The organism is Seonamhaeicola sp. NFXS20, assembly GCF_049132085.1.
Classification (GTDB): Bacteria; Bacteroidota; Bacteroidia; order Flavobacteriales; family Flavobacteriaceae; genus Seonamhaeicola.
On the sequence record NZ_JAFMPU010000013.1, the window covers coordinates 1 to 19,129 of the forward strand.

The window sequence follows — 19,129 nt, forward strand, 5'->3', positions numbered from 1 at the left end:
AGTTCAGCTAAGCATCTTACAAGAGGCAGAGAGGACTATTACGGATAATAGGTATTGCCTAGAGACCGTTAGAGTTCTCCTCTCTTCTCTTGTTAAATCTAATAATATCAAAGTAAAGGAGACCGTTAGGTAACATTTGAGGGAATGAACTTTCCTGAAATAGGTTGACTAAAAATTAAACCATTAATTATAGTCACTTATGAAACACGAAAAACAACACTGGCGAAAAAAATCCTATCAAAAAGTAAATTTAGAGACTAAACTTTTAGTCGTTGACCAAATCCTTACAGGACACATATCAAACAAACAAGCTTCAAAAAAATACGATGTCCCCAGAACAACTATTTCCTATTGGTTAAGAAAATACAGTACCTTAGTACAACAAAATACAGGTATGAGTAAAAACGATGAAATTAAAAAGTTAAAGGAAAAGATTGAAGAACTTGAGTTCCAAAAAGACTTCCAACAAGACATTATCGCTGATATGGAACTTATTACAGGTGTTGATATGTCAAAAAAGTCATTACCCAAAACATTAGCAAAAGAGATAGAGCAAAAGAAAAAACAGCGTATAAAAGAAAATGGCTCTATGGATGTTTTGGGATATCTAAACAAGCCTTTTACAAAAGACTCAAAACCCAACAAAAACAAGAAGTAGACCATCAGAAGCTAATGAAAATGGTTAAGGACTACCGTAAAAAAGTAGGCTCTAAAACTGGTGGAATTAAGCTACATAAAGAACTAAAACAGGACTTTATAAACGCTGATATTAAAATTGGTAGAGACAAGTTCTATCGCTTCCTTAGGCTAAATAATCTTTTGATTCCTAAAACTAAAAATTACATCACAACGACAAACTCAAACCATATGTACAAAAAATATAAGAACCTTGTAAAAGACCACGTTCCTACTCGACCAGAACAACTTTGGGTTAGCGATATTACTTATATTAAAACAGAAAATGGTCACAACTATCTAGCTTTAGTCACAGACGCCTATTCTAAGCAGATAATGGGATATAAACTCGATAACCATATGAGAACATCGCTTTGTAAAGATGCGCTTGCTATGGCTATTAAAAACAGAAAATATCCTAAGCAAAAGCTTATTCATCATTCCGTATTCTATGATTAAAACAAATTAAATTTAATATTTTTTCACGAAGCAAACTTCATTGTGTCCACGTATGGAGTTTGTCTTCTTATCACTGCAAAAATTCTAGCAATAAGTTTGTTTCGTATAATATTAATAGTACTCATTTTATTTTTGCCTAATTCTAATCGTTTTTCATAGTATATTTTCATTTCTGGATTATGCTGTATGGCATTTATTGCACACATATGTATTAATGCTTTGATTTTTTTATTAGCTAATTGAGAGACCTTACTCCGGCCTTTAATACTGGTCCCAGATTGATAAGGGAATGGTGCAATACCACAATAGGAAGCAAACTTTCTCCAGTTCTCAAACTTTTGAAAATTATCAGTTGCAATTATCATTGTAGTAGCCATTTGTAGACCTATACCTTTTATGGAGAGAGCTAATGTTAGATTATGTTTTAATTTATCATCTTGTTTAATAATTTCGAGAATTTCAGTCTCAATATTTTTTATTTGTTTAGTTATATAATGAATCATTTTTTCTTGTACACAAAAAATAGTTTTAAAATCTTTAATTTTATATATGCTTTTTTGTTCACGTAATGTAGCTTTATAAGAAGCGCGTTGTTTGATTAATTTAGTTTTTAAACTCATTAATGATTTGAGTTTTGTTATTGAATCATCTCTTTTTTTAGAGGGTTTAATTTCATCTTTTAAACGATGTCCATATAAAGCAATACGTTTAGCATCAATGACATCATCTTTACCTCTGGTAATACCCATAGATCGTTTTATATCTAATCCAGAAGCTATTAAGTAATGGCATTTTTTATCATTTAAAAATACAGTTAGTAAATGAGAGTACATACCAGTATGTTCAAATACAAATAAAATTGACATGTGATTGTCTACATTCTGCTTAACCCATTCAAAAAAGCGCACCAAACCTTTCTTCGTATTCTTAAACTGACTAAAAGATTGTGAGTTATGTATACATACATCAATTGTATTTTTACTAACATCAATACCAATAACATTTTTAAAACTCATGATTTTTTATTTAAAAGGTTAATAAACAGTTACTTTAACTAAGACCTTTAATAAGGACAAACTAAAATTCTATATGGTTCTAAGTAACTGAAAAAAAGGACGGAGACTAATACAGAATATAGTTCTAAAAGAACTAGACAGAGGTAAAGTTCACTCCGTTCTTTTTAAATTTAGTTATAAAACAACTATGATGACAATCTAAAGGATAGAGGAATACAGTATTGTAGCAATGTATACACACAAATATTAAAAAGAAAAAAGATAGATATCAGTATGACAGAAGAAAATCATTGTTACGAAAACGCCATGGCTGAACGTGTGAATGGCATCTTAAAAGATGAGTTTTATCTCGATCAAACCTTTGACAACGTGGCACACGCAAAACGAGCTGCAAAAAATGCAATTAATTTATACAACGAAATAAGATTACACTTATCTTTAGATTTCAAAACACCGAATATGGTATATAAATTATCAGCGTAAATTCAATTTTAACCTGTAGCCATATTTCAGGACGAGACATTAAAGAGCAACTTTATGAAAAAAACAAAAAAACTATTGATTTTACTTATTGGACTAATAATTATTTCTTGTTCAAGTGATGACAATAATGAAGATAATTCTAATGAAAGTAGAATTGATGTCACTATAAATGGAACTGATTATACCTTCAATAATATTACTGTTGTAAAGCACTTCGAAGGAACTGAAAATGATGATGAATTTCCTGATTGGTTTGAAGTTCAGGCTAAAATAAATAACGAATCTGATATAATAATTGATTTTGATGTTGAATTAGGTCATACAGGAGATTGGGATGCTGGAACTATTATTGGAGAATTTAATTTGAGAACCAATGATGGTGGAAATGTTTGCGACTATTATGGAGTAAATATTGAACACCCATTAATTAACGTGACTGTAAACAATGAGAATGAATTTATTGCTACTTTTTCTTTTACAAATAATTACGGAGGAAATTGCGGAAACAACTCTATTTTCGGAGATGAAGTGACATATACAAACGGTTCAATTTATATAGATTTATAATTAAAAACTGAATAAATAACGTTGTGTAACAATGGTAACCGTTGCACAAGCCCATAATGTATCCTGAAATTATAATTAGAAACCGTCTTTTAAAGGCGGTTCCTGTTTTTATAGACTTAAAAATTCTGGTGTTTTAAAAGGCTTTAAAAGCATGTTTATAACCTTGCAAAAGGTATTTTTGAGACTAAAATAAAGCGTCTGTGCCCCTGCTCCGCTTTTAGTACGTTTTTCTATGAATTTCATATATTTTTTAAGGTTGTAGGCTATGGCTGAAAGCTGCATGCATTTATTGGCCTGCTCAATTCCAATGGTATTTACTTTTCTTAGGCCCATAAATTGTGTAAGCGTACCAAATACAGGTTCTACGGTGCTCTGCTGCTTTCCTTTCATATAACGCCCTTGGCTGCTTTCTACCCGGGCTATGTTACGTTCATATTCCGAGCGGTAATAGGTAACTGAAAACTTCTTTTCCTTTGCTGTTTTTCCTAGGCATTGTAAGGCTAAGGGACAGCCTTTACATACTAAATACTTTTGTAAAGACGGATTCAAATACTGCTTCTGTATATAACTGACGGGTTCTACTTATAGTGCTATGCCATGGGAGGGGTTCATCGATGTCATAGCCCAAGAAATAGAGAATATCCAATCGCATGCTGCCATGTTGGATCAAATCCCTATCGCTGATCAGGTTCTCTAAATAACCAAGCACAGTTTAAAGAACACCACGAGGTCAATGCTTTTTTGTCCGCTATCCCCATAATATGGGCGCGTAAGTTTATATAGAAATTCTAGGTCTAGAACCTCTTTTAATCGTCTGTAGAAATTGTGCTCCGGTACGCGGTCGCTTAACCGAAACTGTGAGAACAGCTTTTCTTGAAATATTTTTGTGCCTTGCATTATTAAATATACGAAATTTCTGTATATTTAGCAAGACTTGTGCAACAGGTACAACAGCTAAAAAACATAGCTTTTTTTTGCGCTTTAACAAAGTTGATCTTTTATTTATTTTATTTAGTTTTAATCTGAAAATTAATCGGCTAGTTTAACGCTACGTTTCCTAGCTAAAACAGTTACCTGTAAATTGAAAAAAGCCAGCCATACATATAACACATTTGGTTTTTGCCGACACACAGGCCAACGCTCATAAAACCAAAAGAGCTGTTTTTGCCAACGCTCGACCGAAAAATGAGCAGAAAAAATGTAAATTGTCAACCGGAAAATGAATTAAAAATTAAACTAGTGAATGACTGCTAATAGTAACCAAAACCCTGAACAAATAGCTCGTGATAAAATAGATGAAATGCTGCGAGAAGCTGGATGGTTGGTTCAGTCTAAAAAGAAAGTGGATTTATCTGCTGGAAAAGGAGTCGCAGTACGGGAATACCAAACGAATGTTGGACCTGCCGACTATGTTTTGTTTGTTGACCGAAAACCTGTCGGAATTATAGAAGCAAAACGTGAGGACGAAGGACATAGATTGACTGTTGTTGAAGAACAATCGAAAAGTTATGCAGAAGCAAAATTAAAATACTTAAATAACGACCCTTTGCCTTTTGTGTATGAAAGCACAGGAACCATAACACGTTTTACAGATTATCGAGACCCTAAACCAAGAGGTAGAAACGTGTTCAGTTTTCATAAACCTGAAACCATTGCCGAATGGCTTAAAAAAGAGAAAAGTCTTCGGGAAAGATTGTTGTCAATTCCTGCTTTAGATGAAACAGGACTACGACCTGCTCAAATTGTAGCGATTAATAATTTAGAACTTTCTTTTAAAAAGAACAGACCAAAAGCCTTGATTCAAATGGCTACTGGTGCAGGTAAAACGTTTACAGCAGCTACATTCATTTATCGTTTATTAAAGTACGCAGATGCCAAACGTATTTTGTTTTTAGTGGATACCAAAAACCTGGGAGAACAGGCAGAACAGGAGTTTATGACCTTCCAACCCAATGACGATAACCGAAAATTTACAGAACTATACAATGTTCAGCGTTTAACATCCAGTTATATCGCTAACGATAGTCAAGTTTGCATTTCTACCATTCAACGCCTCTACTCTATTTTAAAAGGAGAAGAATTGGACGAAAGTGCTGAATTGGAAAATCCAGAGGAAAATACGTGGCTCAAAAATCAACTCAGCAAAAAGAAAGCAGTTCCTGTAGAATACACACCAAAAGTACCTATTGAACAATTTGACTTTATCGTTATTGACGAGTGCCATCGTTCCATTTACAACCTTTGGAAACAAGTTTTAGACTATTTTGATGCATTTTTGATTGGTTTAACGGCAACACCAGACAAAAGAACTTTTGGTTTTTTTAATGAAAATGTGGTGAGCCAATACACCTATGAAGAATCGGTTACAGATGGCGTAAACGTACCTTATGATGTGTATACCATTGAAACAGAAATCTCTAAAAAAGGTGCCGTTGTAGAATCGGGTTGGTTTATAGACAAACGAGACAAGTTAACCCGAAAAAAACGTTGGGAACAGCTGGATGAAGATGTGAATTATCAGCGTAACGACCTTGATAAAAAAGTTGTCAATCCAAGTCAAATTAGAAACATCATTCGCGAGTATAAACGGGCACTAAAAACGACCATTTATCCCAATCGTGTGGATGAATATGGCGAGTACGAAGTGCCTAAAACATTAGTCTTTGCAAAAACCGATAGTCACGCAGATGATATCATCAAAATTATTCGGGAAGAATTTGACGAAGGCAACGACTTTTGTAAAAAAGTAACCTACAAAATTGAAGAAGACCCAAAATCGGTTCTGAACCGTTTTAGAAATTCCTATTATCCTCGTATTGCGGTTACAGTAGATATGATTGCAACAGGAACAGACGTAAAACCTTTAGAGGTTTTATTGTTTATGCGAGATGTAAAAAGCATCAACTATTTTGAGCAAATGAAAGGTCGTGGAACAAGAACGATTAATAGTGATTCTTTACAACTCGTTACCAAAACAGCTAAGAGCAAAACCCATTTCGTTATTGTAGATGCAGTGGGTGCAACCAAATCTAAAAAAACAGACAGCCGACCTTTAGAGCGCAAACCCTCTGTGCCAATGAAAGATTTGTTAGGGGCAGTAACTATGGGCGTTGCAGACGAAGATTTGTTTTTGTCTTTGGCTAACCGACTCATTCGTTTAGAAAAACAAATCACAGAAAAGGAAAAAGAAAAGTTATTGGAGTATTCTGGCGGTAAAAACCTAAAGCAAATAACCAAAGAATTAATCACCGCCTACGACCAAGATGCGATTGATGAAAAAGCACAATTGGAAATGGATAAAATTCCTGTACAGGACCAAACACCTGCTTTAATTGAAGAAGCCAAACAAAAAGCTCAAGAACAACTGATTTTAGAAGCAAGCAAAACATTTAATGGAGAACTGAACGAATATTTGGAAAACGTACGCAAACAACACGAGCAAATTATTGATAGCATCAACATAGATACGGTTACCAAAAGCGAATGGGAAACTACTTCTATAGATAAAGCAACCGAGATTGTAAAAGATTTTACCGAATATTTAGAAGCCAACAAAGACGAAATTAAGGCTTTGAGTATCTTTTACAACCAACCGTACAACCGCAGAAACATCACCTTTAAAATGCTCAAAGAGGTGATGGAAAAACTGCAATTAGAAAAACCTTTATTAGCACCCCATTACGTTTGGGATGCCTATGTACAGACGCAGAATTCTGCGTCTCAAAGCATTCCAAAAAAGCCCAAAGATGAGCTTACGGCTTTGGTATCTTTAATTAGAAGAGCCTGCGGCATAGACAGCGAACTAAAAGCCTTTGACAAAACCATAGACGAAAACTTTAAAAACTGGATGTTTAAACAAAACGCTGGGCAACACAACCGTTTTACCAAAGAACAAGTAGAATGGTTACGAATGATAAAAGACCACGTAGTGAGCAGCTACCATATAGAAATAGACGATTTAGATTATACCCCTTTTGATGCCCAAGGTGGAAAAGGAAAAATGTACCAACTCTTTGGTAAGCAAATGAATGATATTATTAACGAACTCAATGAAGTGCTAGCAGCGTAGCCAATTTTTGAATTATGAATGAAGAATTACAAATGAGAGAAGATTGGGTTGAGTGTAAACTTGGCGATTTGTTAAAATTAAAAAACGGTTTTGCTTTTAAAAGCTCGAATTACAAAAGCGAAGGAATACCTGTTTTAAGAATTGGAGATATTCAAGATTGGAGTGTAGATGTTGAAAATGCTAAACGCGTTGACGAAAATGAAGAGTATGATTCTTACATTGTAAAGAAAGGAGATATTTTAATTGCAATGTCTGGAGCAACAACTGGTAAGTTTGGAATTTATAATTCAGAAGAAAAAGCTTATCAAAACCAACGAGTTGGAAATTTAATACCACATACAGATAAATACACTTTTAAAAATTATATCTATTTTTTGCTATATTCTTTAAAAAGAGATATCGAAATAGGTGCATACGGTGGAGCTCAACCTAATATATCAGCTACAAAAATTGAAGCATTAAAAACCAAACTTTTTCCTATTCCAATCCAAAAAGCCATCGTCAAAAAAATAGAAGCATTATTTAGCAGTTTAGATAGCGGAATTGCCGACCTAAAAAAAGCACAAGAGCAATTAAAAATTTATAGACAAGCGGTTTTAAAAAAGGCTTTTGAGGGGGAATTGACGAAAGAATGGAGAGAGAAACAAACCGATTTACCTTCTGCTGATGAATTGTTGGAGCAAATAAAAGAAGAACGCCAAAAACATTATGACCAACAATTAGCAGATTGGAAAGAAGCTGTTAAAGTTTGGGAGAAAAACGGAAAAGAAGGAAAGAAACCATCGAAGCCTCAAAAGATAAAAGAGTTTAAAGAAATATCAACTGAAGACTATGAGAAATTACCCAAATTACCTGCTAATTGGAATTGGGAGAAATTTGGAAATGTTTGCTTGAAAATAATGGATGGCACTCATTTTTCACCAAAAAATATTGAAAATGGTGATTACAAATATATTACAGCAAAAAACATAAAGGAGGGCAGAATCGACCTAAAAAATCTTTCTTATGTCACTAAAGAAGACCATAGAGAAATATTTTCCAGGTGTGATGTAAAAAAAGGGGATGTTCTATATATAAAAGATGGTGCAACTACAGGTAGAGCCGCAATTAACACTCTTGAAGAAGAGTTCTCATTATTATCTAGTGTAGGAGTATTTAGAACTTCACAAAATTTAATCCTACCAAAATTTCTTGAACATTATTTGAATGCACAGTCAACTAGAAATAGGATGTTAAGTAATATTGCAGGTGTAGCAATTACGAGACTTACTCTTGTTAAGTTGAATAATTCAAAGTTCATTATTTGTTCGCCTAAAGAACAACATCAAATCGTCCAAGAAATAGAAAGTCGTTTATCGGTTTGTGACAAAGTTGAAAAAGATATAGCAGACAGTTTAGAAAAAGCCCAAGCCCTACGCCAAAGTATTTTGAAGAAAGCATTTGAGGGCAAACTGTTAAGCGAAAAAGAAATTGCAGCTTGTAAGGCTCACCCAGACTATGAGCCGGCTAGTGTTTTGTTGGAGAAGATAAAAACAGAAAAGAGAAAGAAATGAATAAAGTTTCACCAAAAAAGAAGAAAATAGAATGAGTGAAATAAAGATTTTCCAAGCAGACGATAATGAAGTTGAAGTTTCTGTTCAATTTGATAACGAAACTGTTTGGTTGAATAGAAATCAACTTGCTACCTTATTTGATAGAGATATTAAAACTATTGGTAAACATATAACTAATGTTTTTAAAGAAGGAGAATTAAGTAAAGAAGCAACTGTCGCAAAATATGCGACAGTTCAAAAAGAAGGAGATAGAGAAGTTACTAGAGATGTAGAACATTATAACCTAGATGTAATAATATCTGTAGGTTATAGAGTTAAATCTCAAAGAGGAACACAATTTAGAATATGGGCAAATAGTGTTTTAAAAGACTATTTAGTTAAAGGATATAGCATTAACGAAAAACGGTTAGCACAAAAAGAACAAGAAGTACAAATACTAAAAAATGGCATTAACATTTTAAGTAGAGCTATTGAAGAAAAGACAGAAGAAAACGAATGGTTAGCTGTTTTTGCCAAAGGTTTAAGCTTGTTAGATGATTACGACCACGAACAATTAGATGCTAACGGTTTTACTAAAAGAGAAGCTGATTATCCAAGTTTAGAAGACTATCAGAAATTGATCAATCAAATGTTAGAAGAATTTGATAGTGCTGTATTTGGTAAAGAAAAAGATAAAAGCTTTCAAAGCTCTGTGGCTCAAATAGCAAAAGGATTTGGAGAAGATGATTTTTACCCCACATTAGAAGAAAAAGCAACAATGCTTTTATATTTAATCGTGAAAAATCACTCGTTTGTGGATGGCAATAAACGGATAGCAGCAGCCTGTTTTCTGAAGTTTTTACAGCAAAACAATATGCTTTTCAATACAAAAAACCAACCTATAATTAGTAATGATACACTAGCGAGTTTAACCCTTTTTATAGCTTCAAGTAAACCCGAAGAAATGGAAACTGTAAAACGTTTAGTAATTAGCGTATTAAATAGAAATAAATAAAATGACAGATTCAAGCATAATATCAAAAATATGGAACCTTGCCAACGTTCTTCGAGACGATGGTGTAGGCTATGGCGATTATTTAGAACAAATTACCTATTTGCTATTTTTAAAAATGGCAGATGAATTAAACAAACCACCTTACAATAAAGGTTTGGTTTTTCCAAAGCTAAAAGACGTAGAAGGCAACGAGATTGCAGATGCAGAAATTTGTAATTGGGAAACCTTATCTAGCAAACGTGGTGCAGAACTAGAGTCTTTTTACAGCCAGTTATTGCGTACACTGAGTACAGAAAAAGGAACGCTTGGACAAATTTTCACCAAGAGTCAGAATAAAATACAAGACCCAGCCAAACTGTTAAAAGTCATCAATCTAATCGACAAAGAAGATTGGTCAATGATGGGAGCAGATATAAAAGGTAAAATCTACGAAGGCCTTTTAGAGAAAAACGCAGAAGATACCAAAAGTGGCGCTGGACAATATTTTACACCAAGAGCCTTAATAAAAACAATGGTGGCTTGCGTACAACCCAAACCAATGAAAACCATTGTTGATCCAGCCTGTGGAACGGGTGGTTTCTTTTTAGCTGCTTACGATTGGATTGTAGAAAACAACAAACTAGACCGAGAAGAAAAAGAGTTCTTAAAGAACAAAACCTTTCACGGAAATGAGATAGTAGCCAATACAAGAAGGCTATGCCTTATGAATATGTATCTGCACAACATTGGCGAAATAGATGGAGAATCGTTTATCAATCCAAATGATGCCTTAATTGCTGATGATGGACAACGCTACGATTATGTGTTGGCAAATCCACCCTTTGGTAAAAAAAGCAGTATGACCATTACCAATGAAGAAGGAGAAATAGAAAAAGAAGATTTAAGCTATAATCGTCAAGACTTTTGGGAAACAACTTCCAACAAGCAATTAAACTTCTTACAACACATAAAAACACAATTAAAAATAAACGGAGAAGCAGCTGTTGTACTCCCCGACAATGTGTTGTTTGAAGGTGGAGCTGGTGAAGAAGTGAGAAAGCAGTTAATGAAAACAACGGAGTTACACACCATTTTACGTTTACCCACTGGCATATTTTATGCTCAAGGTGTAAAAGCAAATGTTTTGTTTTTTAAGAATAAACCAGCAAGTAAAGACCCTTGGACAAAAGAAATATGGTTTTATGATTACAGAACAAACGTACATCACACACCAAAGAAAAACCCAATGCGTCAAGAACACTTAGCTGAGTTTATTAAATTGTATAATGGTAAGAACATCAGCAAGCGTAAAGAAACTTGGAGCGAAGAAAACCCTGATGGTCGTTGGAAAAAATATACTTATGATGAAATCATAGCAAGAGATAAAACAAGCTTAGATATATTTTGGATAAAAGATAAAAGCTTAACAGACTTAGACAATCTTCCTGACCCTGATATTTTAGCGAATGAAATCATTGAAAACATAGAATCAGGACTGAATAGTTTTAGAGAAATAATGGAAACGATAAACGGAGAATCGGAATAAACCAATGCTCAAAGCCATACACATTTCCAAGTCGCTCAAAAGCCAACCGCTAAAGCCAAAACTTAGCAAAGAGTATGTCTTCTGCCAACGCTAGCAAGTTTGCGGAAAGAAAAGCCAGCGTACAACAAAGAGGCGTAAAGGAACGTGATTCTAAAACACGTTATAGTTCTTCTCTTTTTCTATCTAAAGATATTTATTACAAACTAAAGAAACACGTTGCCCACAATTAAGTAGAAACTAGTAAAAATGAAGAAATCTAAATATTAATGATATTTGAAAATAAAACTTTAAAAAATTTCATTCCTTTTATTGGAACAATATTAATTGTAGTTGGATATTTAAAAATCTCTTTATACTATAAACACTTTAATATTGAAATAATTAACTACCTTGAATTTTCGGAAATATTAACAATTTTTCTTCCAGATATTTTAAAGTATAGTTTTTATGTTTTTTTAGGAATAGGAGCGAATTTTTTAATGGAATCAAAAACTGAAACTGAAAAATATCATAATATTAAAATTGATATAACTAACTCTACTAAATTAAAAGGTAGATTAAAAAACCATTATAAATTGAATAAAGAATTGTTTTGGTTATCAGTTCTAATTTTATTTATATACATAATGAATTTTATTTGGCTTAGAGAAAAATTTTGGGATATTTTAATGGAAACGTTTATTATTCCATCTCTTTTATTATTCAATATTTTATTGCTTGAATTTCGAAACAAATACAAAAGTCTTTACAATAAATATTTTGACCCAACAATAAATAATATAATTCTAATCATATTTATGTTTGGCTTATTTACTCTTTCTTCTGTGAATTCTGAAATTAAAAAGACTGAAAAAAAACAAGAATTGAAAATTGGTTTTACTTATTTAAATGAAAATTTTAATACAAATAAATCTTTAAAATATATTGGACAAACCAGAAATTTCCTTTTCTTATATGATTTGGAAAGGAAAGAATCAAGAATTTTTGAAATAAGTGAATTACGAAATTATAAAATAACGAAATGCCAACAAAATACCGTGGTAAAAAACAAGTAAAAATCTATTAATTTTTGACACTATCCCTTAAAGTGTGTAAACAAAATTTATCGAGGGTTTAACTTTTCTAAAGTTGAACCCTTTTTTCAAATATAGTTAAAAATTGGTTTAAAATAATGCCCCAGTTTCTAATGGGCATCGACCATTTTTTGTGGCCTCTCTAAGGGCTAAAAAAGAGGACTTCATAACGGCTTCGTCTGTTGGGAACGAGCGCTTATTTTTAGTGTATTTCCTGATTTTTCCATTGAGGTTTTCAATAAGGTTGGTGGTGTAAATGATTTTTCTAATCTCCACAGAGAACTCATAAAATACGGTAAGTTCGTCCCAGTTGTTCCTCCTGCTTTTAACGGCATATATATACAAAAACGAGTACTCAGGTGATGTCCTTTTTCAGGTCTGCATTTTCTCCAAAGAAATGCCCCGCATTGAAAAGAAACCCGACTAAAAAGATAACACCGAGAATAATAGGAAAGATAGACCGAATAGTATCAGAAATATCATTAACAGAATCTTCAATACCTCCAATTTGGGCAAAAAGAGCATTTGAAACCAGAAATAATAACAGTGTGAAATAAGTTGCTTTTTTCATATCAAAAAATGAATTTAAAATGGGTTTGATTTTGATACTCAAAAGTTACTACAAGAAGCAATTCAATCGGCTCTACACCAGATATTTGTGAATAAAATATTATTTAAAACTGATTACTATTATATAATAATAAAGTAGCTTAATTTTAATTATGAAATGGAAAAGGTATGTTGATATGTCAAAAATTGAGAAAAAGTCAAAGTACTTAAACCGTTAGCAGGGAGCCTATTTCACCTAAATCCTTTGTTTTAAGTTTAACCTATTTTAGGCGTTAGATCATCCAAAAAGTTAGTAATAATTATAATTCAAATCATTGTTTTTTACAATACCCTTACAAACAACCTTTACTTTACAACAAAAAACATTGCAAATAGCATATCATGTGCTTAGTTACAAAAAATTAATTTCTTTTATCCTTACTTCCTTTTTCAAAGGCAACGAGATTAAACAATTCTCGCATTCTAGAGCGTACCCTATTTCCATAACGTTCTTCCAATTCATCGGCATTTAAATTAGTTGTGGCATGTGTTTTTAGTTTATTTTTCAGGAAAAGATCGTATCGTGAGAGTAAAATTTCGCCCATAACATTACAATCTTTCCCAAAATGCCTACCCGTGGGTTCCACACCCAAATCGTCAAAACAATAAAATTGATGATCGCCATATTGTTCGATAATTCGATACCCTATGTTATTAAATCCAAAGACAATATTTCTAGAAGGAATCACTTCATAGGGGCGAAAATGTGGTACCATATGCTTTAATAGCCGCATAAGGGACGTTTTACCACAACCAACAGGACCGCTTAGCAAGACGCCTTTATTGATATCTATTCTAAACTTTTCACAACTTGATTTGTCTTTGATAAAATAGCAACAAAGCTTGTATAACACCCTATGATCTCCTTTGTAGATTTTAAATTTTTTACCAAAGAGAAGCTTTCCTTTGGCTTCTAAGTAAATCAGCATTTTATCAAAATCATACTGAACATATCCTTTTTTTGATACCCCCAAGCAGAATTCAACGCCGCCTTCTGTAATGATATGTGGATGATCTAGCTTCATAAAGGCTCGTTGTAATTTTTTTCTGAAGTTGTTTTTAAGTTGTCTTGAAAATGAACAACTTCTGAAGTTTTGTCTCCGTTTTTTGTTGTGTTAAAATTCGATTTATCAAAAATTTCCTGTTTGTTATTGTTTTTAAAGTTTTCTATAGTTTGTTTATGTTTGTTTATAGGTATTAACGCTTGTTTAACACTTGTTTGATTTTTAGTATGGCTGTTGTTTACTGCTTGTTCTGTACTTGGTTCAAAATTAAACATCCTGATTTGGCTTCCTTTAAATGGATTATGTGACGGCTTGTACATAAGATATCCCCATGCACCCAATGCTTTAATACACTTATGATAGGTTGCCGTAGATCCTATTTTAGACAAGTACATGACTTCTTGACGATTGATGAAAAATTCTTCTTGAAAATAGTTGTTGTTCCAACACTGAAAAAGGGCTATATAGAGGCTAATATGGGTAGGATTAAGCCTATGATCTTTAGAAAATTGTTCAAATATACCGTTAAGATGTTTGATATAGTTAATCTCTCTCACAATCATAATTTATTGTGAACCCGGTTATTTTCAAGCACACTTACAATATCCTTGTAGTCATAGTATAGAATCCCTCCTACTTTGGTATAAGGTAAGGTTCCATTAATCCTTAGGTTCTGTAATGTTCCTGGTGACACTCCTAAAAGCTTCATGACTTCAGGAGATTTGAGCCACTTTTTGGTAGTCTGCCCTGTGTGATTTTGAAGTAATAATTTAATCTCTTCTAGTAGTTCTAGTTTAAACTCCATGAGATCTTCGGTCGTAATAATTGTTGCTCCCATTTGTAAATGTTTTTTAAAAACAAGACTATTGTACAGGATAAACTTCTTATCTTCCAATAGCCTTGCTTTGATTTGACTTTCGTTTTACAAAATTGTTGGGAATCCTTGGATTTTATTCACAAGTTATACGTAATTACGTAATAATTTTAACATTTTTAAAATTGACAAATTTTTAAGCAATTAACACTTTTTAATAGCAAATTTTACCAAATTGATCAACTGGTTTTTTCTAGTTCTTTAGAAAATCACATAACGTTATCTGTTCGTAATTACGTATAGCTTGTGAAATATTTCTGGTCTAAATAGGTTTGATCCTGTTCCATATAGTGAACAAAATCCCAATTTTAGAACGTAGTAAAAAGTAGCAGTAAACTCTTTAAGGTTTTTCTTAGCTTATGTATGGCTGCAACCTTTTGATTTCTTACGGTACTCGCTGTTACCGATAATTCTTCGGCAATTTCATTAGTACTATAATTATTAAGGGTAAGTTCCATAACCTTCCCCATCTTTTTGGGTAAAGTCTTTATGGCTTTATACAATTGCGCATAGGTTTCAACCGTTGTTACTTGAGACAGAAAATAATCGTCAGCCTCTATTTGTAGCAAATGAGTTGGAGTAGCCTGATTTAAAACTTTAACGTGTTTACTTTTTAGGTAGTCTAAACATCGGTTTTTAACAGCATTATAAAAATACCCTTTAATGGCATTTTGGCTTTTAAATTGAGGGTTCTTTTCCCAAATTTTAATAAAGACTTCTTGTACAATGTCTTTAGACACCTCTATATCTCCTAAATATTTACTAGCAAAAAGGCATAAGGGCGGGTAAAGCGTATTAAACAGCGTTTTATACCCTTCTAAACTTATGGGATGTAGCTTATTTATGGACATAATATGTAATACTAAAGAAACACCTTAAACTACTATGAACACTACACTTAATGGTTTTTAGCATTCACGTCACGTATAACACCTCAAAATTCACTAAATAAAATGAGAAAAAATTGGGCGAAGTACTCTACTTATTGTATCGAAGGTACTGGTCATCTAACTACGATAAGAGAGCCCACGCCCACAGGCGTGAGCAAACTTACTTATCATCTCGTGGTTTTGAAAAGTACCAGTTTTCCAATACAAGATTCAAAGCAATTGCTTCTAATATTTTTCTATATGAAGAATTGCAAAGTTATGTAATTCAACCAAATATACGAAAATAAAACAAACGGTATGATATATCATACCATTTATTTTATGAATAAGTAAGAAATTTAGAAAAAGATAAATAGAAATAGGTGACTGAAAAGGAAAAACTCGGTAAGCATTTGCTAAAATTAAGACAAAAAATACCGAGTAAGGAATATAACAAAGAACATATATCTCAGCAAGAGCTTGCTGACAATAATGGCTTAACCAAGCACTTAATTGGCACGATAGAAAGAGGAGAAGCGAACCCTACTCTAGATAAATTAATTTTTTTAGCTAAAGCACTAAACTTAAAAAAAGTAAACATCTTTGACCTAGAAATTGATGTAGATAATTATATCAAAGAATTAAAAAAGAAATAAACCCTCTGTTTTATAGCTTTATAAAGTCGCTTATATAATATTAACTATTTATACTTCACTAAAAAGAATTAACTTTAGTGTATGACACTATACAAATTCGTTTTAAAATCCTCCAATTCTTTTTTATCCATATCCAATTTATGGTAATCCTTACCAAAAGTATTTTTGACATGCTGTAATCGGTTCAACAATGCTTCCATTATATTTTTATAACGACTGAGTTGTCGTTGCATCGCTTCATAGCAGTTTTGGTAATGTTCTAATGCTTCATCACGGGTTATGGCTTCTGGCATACCAAAATCAAACACCTCTTCCTCCACACCTCCTTGTTCCACTTGTGCTATTTCCTGAAAGAGCGTATCCAGCATTGCTTTAGTAGGCAGCGTTTGTTGTTTTTCTATATTACGGACTATGGCTATCAGCGCATTGATACGTTTTTTAGTATCATCGGCTTTAACTTCGAGATTATCATTTGGGTTAAGATGATTCCACTTAAAGAAGTTTAACATGGTCTCCAGTGTCTCCGAATGTGATTTTGAAACGTCTTTAGAAAATGCCCGAAAACGCTTAGCTACATCTTTCTTAACATTGATTCCCGAAAAGCCATATGTTGAAAATTTCTTCATTTTTGCTGCAAAATTTGACCTGTTTATAATGGGTTTCAAAGGATTTGCTGCAAACCTCTGAAAACCAGCTCAATTAAATATTTTCCAAACACCTAAATATCAATTATTTAAGCGCAAAAATCAAACCGAAACATCGCGCAGCGTGTTACCCTCTTGCTTCTCAAAATTTGTCCCACAGGGACCGAAATTTTCCGAACAACCTGACTAAAAATCAGATTGCTTTTTGTTGAGCTTCCTATTTCTTTAAAGGTATTACTTTGACTAGTAATTGTAAAACGTGGTTTACTGTTAATTAAACCGTTTTATATTCGTTCTGTATGGTTTATAGATAGAAAATTACTCTGAAAGTCTGATTGGGGCTTATGAAAAGAAAAAGACCTCTGAAATTTTCAAGTCAAAGGTCTTTTAAGTTTTGATTTTCTTTTTATCTGCATTCATATACTAAACACATAATCGTAATTAAACAAATACTTAAACTACTTAATAAAGGTTACATTTTAAATGTTATTGTTTAGCATTGTACTTTGAGTGTTTCAACTGTTCTGCTTGGGTTTCTAAATCAAGGTTATTATGATTTAATGTCATCTTGATTTTACTACTTGACTTTATAGTATGCCTTCATCTGCAAAACTGAAGTAATCACCATTTGGAACTAGTATTAAATGGTCTAGCACTTTTATATCAAACAACTTAGCTGCCTTTTGTATTTTTGTTGTCAATTGTTTATCGACTTCACTGGGCAACAATTTTCCTGATGGGTGGTTGTGAACTAATATAATCCCCACAGATAAAGTTTTTATAACCACTGCAAATAATATTCGCATATCTACTATGGTACCCGTAATACTCCCTTTTGACAATTGATAAATCCCTTTTACTTTATTGGAATTATTAAGTAATAACACCTTAAATGATTCATGTAAACCAATCGTATCTTTATCCCATTGCTTGAATATCAACTTAGCTGCATCTGATGAATTTTTAACCCCATCAGCTCTAAATGTGCTGCGTTTTTCTCTGTAAATAATTTTTATTTCATTAACTTTAGTTTTCATTTCTTACTGTTTTAAAGTAAACAATGACAAAGAGAGTGTTTATTAATGAGGGACACTCTCTTCATCTTTTTTAATACCTACCCATTGTTTGATAGCAATAAAATTTCACTGATTACCACTTCGGTTACATAGCGTTTATTTCCCGACTTATCCTCATAACGCCGTGTTGATAGTTTACCAGACACGGCAATTTCTTTACCTTTAGTAACATATTTCTCAATAATACCTGCAGTCTTACCCCAGGCTATAACGGTATGCCAATTGGTATCTGTCTGCTTTTCGCCTTGACTGTTCTTGTAGTTCTCATTGGTTGCCAATGATAATCGGGCTACTTTTTTGCCACTTTCTAAGTTTGTGATTTCTGGCTCGTTTCCTACGTTGCCAATTAACTGTACTTTGTTTTTTAAGGTACTCATAATAATGTGTTTTAATGCTTGACTTTTTAGCAAGCGGGTTAATAATTTCCCTTTTCTGTTTAATATGAATTAAATTTTAAGGGGTGTTTTGTATGATTTCTTGCGTGCACAGCACTAATAGATTAAGGGGGTTTTGTCAAGACTTTTTGAACACAAATCAGGAGTGTCTGCGACGTAGTAAAATCCTTGGATTTTCAAGAACGTAGAACCCTTATTTTTTTCTAAAACTTGCTTGGTCTTGACAAGTTCCATAGCGTGTTAGCAATGCTTTTATAATCTTTTACAAGGGAGCGTACGGAAAGTTTAGCGAGCGTAAGTGGAAGATTTTAAATTAGAAGTGCTTATACGCTACCTGTTTTTCGCTGTACCGAAAAACAATAAATGGCTTTATCTATTATAAACCCCTTAAAATTATCTTAGTCAAAATCTAAATTACTTAGCATTATCTTGTGAAATTTTAAGATGATTTTGCAGATAATGCTATTAAAGAGAATTTGGATTTTGACATTCCGATTACCAGCGAACTCCATTCCCGGTTTTGGCTTTCCAATCTGTTGCTTACCTGCTATGTAGGTTAGTAGCACTTCATTACTGGGGCAAAATCGG

General features: G+C 32.9%; 18 protein-coding genes and 3 pseudogenes. 10 read left to right on the plus strand and 11 right to left on the minus strand.

From position 1 onward, the window contains the following. The first annotated feature begins 199 nt into the window (after nucleotides 1-199). The gene (locus J1D01_RS15030) at nucleotides 200-658 is read left to right on the plus strand and encodes a transposase (protein WP_421151414.1); all 459 of its coding nucleotides are present in this window, start codon (nucleotides 200-202) and stop codon (nucleotides 656-658) included. 209 nt (nucleotides 659-867) lie between these two features. Then, nucleotides 868-1,134, plus strand: a complete 267-nt coding sequence (locus J1D01_RS15035) for a DDE-type integrase/transposase/recombinase (RefSeq protein WP_421151415.1) — start codon at nucleotides 868-870, stop codon at nucleotides 1,132-1,134. A gap of 23 nt (nucleotides 1,135-1,157) precedes the next feature. On the opposite strand, the gene J1D01_RS15040 is transcribed toward J1D01_RS15035, so the two are convergent. Continuing rightward, nucleotides 1,158-2,150, minus strand: a complete 993-nt coding sequence (locus J1D01_RS15040; protein WP_421151416.1) for an IS110 family transposase — start codon at nucleotides 2,148-2,150, stop codon at nucleotides 1,158-1,160. A gap of 267 nt (nucleotides 2,151-2,417) precedes the next feature. On the opposite strand from J1D01_RS15040, the gene J1D01_RS15045 reads away from it, so the two are divergent. Further along, nucleotides 2,418-2,633, plus strand: a complete 216-nt coding sequence (locus tag J1D01_RS15045; protein WP_421151483.1) for an integrase core domain-containing protein — start codon at nucleotides 2,418-2,420, stop codon at nucleotides 2,631-2,633. 75 nt (nucleotides 2,634-2,708) lie between these two features. Continuing rightward, nucleotides 2,709-3,200, plus strand: coding sequence for a hypothetical protein (locus tag J1D01_RS15050; RefSeq protein ID WP_421151417.1), 492 nt, complete (start codon nucleotides 2,709-2,711; stop codon nucleotides 3,198-3,200). Nucleotides 3,201-3,308: 108 nt separating this feature from the next. Here J1D01_RS15050 and J1D01_RS15055 read toward each other — a convergent pair. Then, a pseudogene (locus J1D01_RS15055) lies at nucleotides 3,309-4,097 on the minus strand (transposase). A 346-nt stretch (nucleotides 4,098-4,443) separates the two neighbouring features. Here J1D01_RS15055 and J1D01_RS15060 point away from each other — a divergent pair. From J1D01_RS15060 to J1D01_RS15080, 5 genes are all read left to right on the plus strand, one after another. Continuing rightward, the gene (locus tag J1D01_RS15060; protein ID WP_421151418.1) at nucleotides 4,444-7,269 is read left to right on the plus strand and encodes a DEAD/DEAH box helicase family protein; all 2,826 of its coding nucleotides are present in this window, start codon (nucleotides 4,444-4,446) and stop codon (nucleotides 7,267-7,269) included. 14 nt (nucleotides 7,270-7,283) lie between these two features. Continuing rightward, the gene (locus J1D01_RS15065; protein ID WP_421151419.1) at nucleotides 7,284-8,822 is read left to right on the plus strand and encodes a restriction endonuclease subunit S; all 1,539 of its coding nucleotides are present in this window, start codon (nucleotides 7,284-7,286) and stop codon (nucleotides 8,820-8,822) included. A gap of 31 nt (nucleotides 8,823-8,853) precedes the next feature. Next, nucleotides 8,854-9,816 (plus strand): RhuM family protein, encoded by a 963-nt coding sequence (gene rhuM / locus J1D01_RS15070; protein WP_421151420.1) that lies wholly within the window; start codon nucleotides 8,854-8,856, stop codon nucleotides 9,814-9,816. Between the two features lies 1 nt (nucleotide 9,817). Beyond that, entirely contained in the window at nucleotides 9,818-11,341 is a 1,524-nt protein-coding gene (locus J1D01_RS15075) for an N-6 DNA methylase (RefSeq protein WP_421151421.1), read from the plus strand. 266 nt (nucleotides 11,342-11,607) lie between these two features. Beyond that, the gene (locus J1D01_RS15080) at nucleotides 11,608-12,396 is read left to right on the plus strand and encodes a hypothetical protein (protein WP_421151422.1); all 789 of its coding nucleotides are present in this window, start codon (nucleotides 11,608-11,610) and stop codon (nucleotides 12,394-12,396) included. A 67-nt stretch (nucleotides 12,397-12,463) separates the two neighbouring features. Here the strand turns inward: J1D01_RS15080 and J1D01_RS15085 are convergent. The 6 genes and pseudogenes from J1D01_RS15085 to J1D01_RS15110 all read right to left on the minus strand — a co-directional run. After that, nucleotides 12,464-12,756, minus strand: a pseudogene (locus J1D01_RS15085) (transposase); the annotation flags it as partial. 16 nt (nucleotides 12,757-12,772) lie between these two features. Next, nucleotides 12,773-12,985: pseudogene (locus J1D01_RS15090) on the minus strand (hypothetical protein); the annotation flags it as partial. A 400-nt stretch (nucleotides 12,986-13,385) separates the two neighbouring features. Further along, nucleotides 13,386-14,048: an ATPase gene (locus J1D01_RS15095; protein ID WP_421151423.1), complete on the minus strand. Its 663-nt coding sequence runs from the start codon at nucleotides 14,046-14,048 to the stop codon at nucleotides 13,386-13,388. Then, entirely contained in the window at nucleotides 14,045-14,590 is a 546-nt protein-coding gene (locus J1D01_RS15100; protein WP_421151424.1) for a hypothetical protein, read from the minus strand. Before J1D01_RS15100 ends, J1D01_RS15095 begins: the two co-directional genes overlap by 4 nt. Next, complete coding sequence (locus J1D01_RS15105) at nucleotides 14,587-14,865, minus strand: helix-turn-helix domain-containing protein (protein WP_421151484.1); 279 nt, start codon at nucleotides 14,863-14,865, stop codon at nucleotides 14,587-14,589. The genes J1D01_RS15100 and J1D01_RS15105 overlap by 4 nt, the downstream gene beginning before the upstream one ends. Nucleotides 14,866-15,209: 344 nt before the next feature. Beyond that, nucleotides 15,210-15,752 carry an RNA polymerase sigma-70 factor gene (locus tag J1D01_RS15110; RefSeq protein ID WP_421151425.1) on the minus strand — a complete coding sequence of 181 codons (543 nt, stop codon included), beginning with the start codon at nucleotides 15,750-15,752 and terminating at the stop codon, nucleotides 15,210-15,212. 401 nt (nucleotides 15,753-16,153) lie between these two features. On the opposite strand from J1D01_RS15110, the gene J1D01_RS15115 reads away from it, so the two are divergent. After that, entirely contained in the window at nucleotides 16,154-16,426 is a 273-nt protein-coding gene (locus J1D01_RS15115; protein WP_421151426.1) for a helix-turn-helix domain-containing protein, read from the plus strand. A 74-nt stretch (nucleotides 16,427-16,500) separates the two neighbouring features. On the opposite strand, the gene J1D01_RS15120 is transcribed toward J1D01_RS15115, so the two are convergent. The 3 genes from J1D01_RS15120 to J1D01_RS15130 form a co-directional block, all read right to left on the minus strand. After that, nucleotides 16,501-17,052 carry a BfmA/BtgA family mobilization protein gene (locus J1D01_RS15120; RefSeq protein WP_421151427.1) on the minus strand — a complete coding sequence of 184 codons (552 nt, stop codon included), beginning with the start codon at nucleotides 17,050-17,052 and terminating at the stop codon, nucleotides 16,501-16,503. A gap of 605 nt (nucleotides 17,053-17,657) precedes the next feature. After that, on the minus strand, nucleotides 17,658-18,107 hold the full coding sequence (locus J1D01_RS15125; protein ID WP_421151428.1) for a JAB domain-containing protein: 450 nt from the start codon (nucleotides 18,105-18,107) through the stop codon (nucleotides 17,658-17,660). Nucleotides 18,108-18,184: 77 nt separating this feature from the next. After that, nucleotides 18,185-18,523: a single-stranded DNA-binding protein gene (locus J1D01_RS15130; protein ID WP_421151429.1), complete on the minus strand. Its 339-nt coding sequence runs from the start codon at nucleotides 18,521-18,523 to the stop codon at nucleotides 18,185-18,187. Nucleotides 18,524-19,129: the final 606 nt, after the last annotated feature.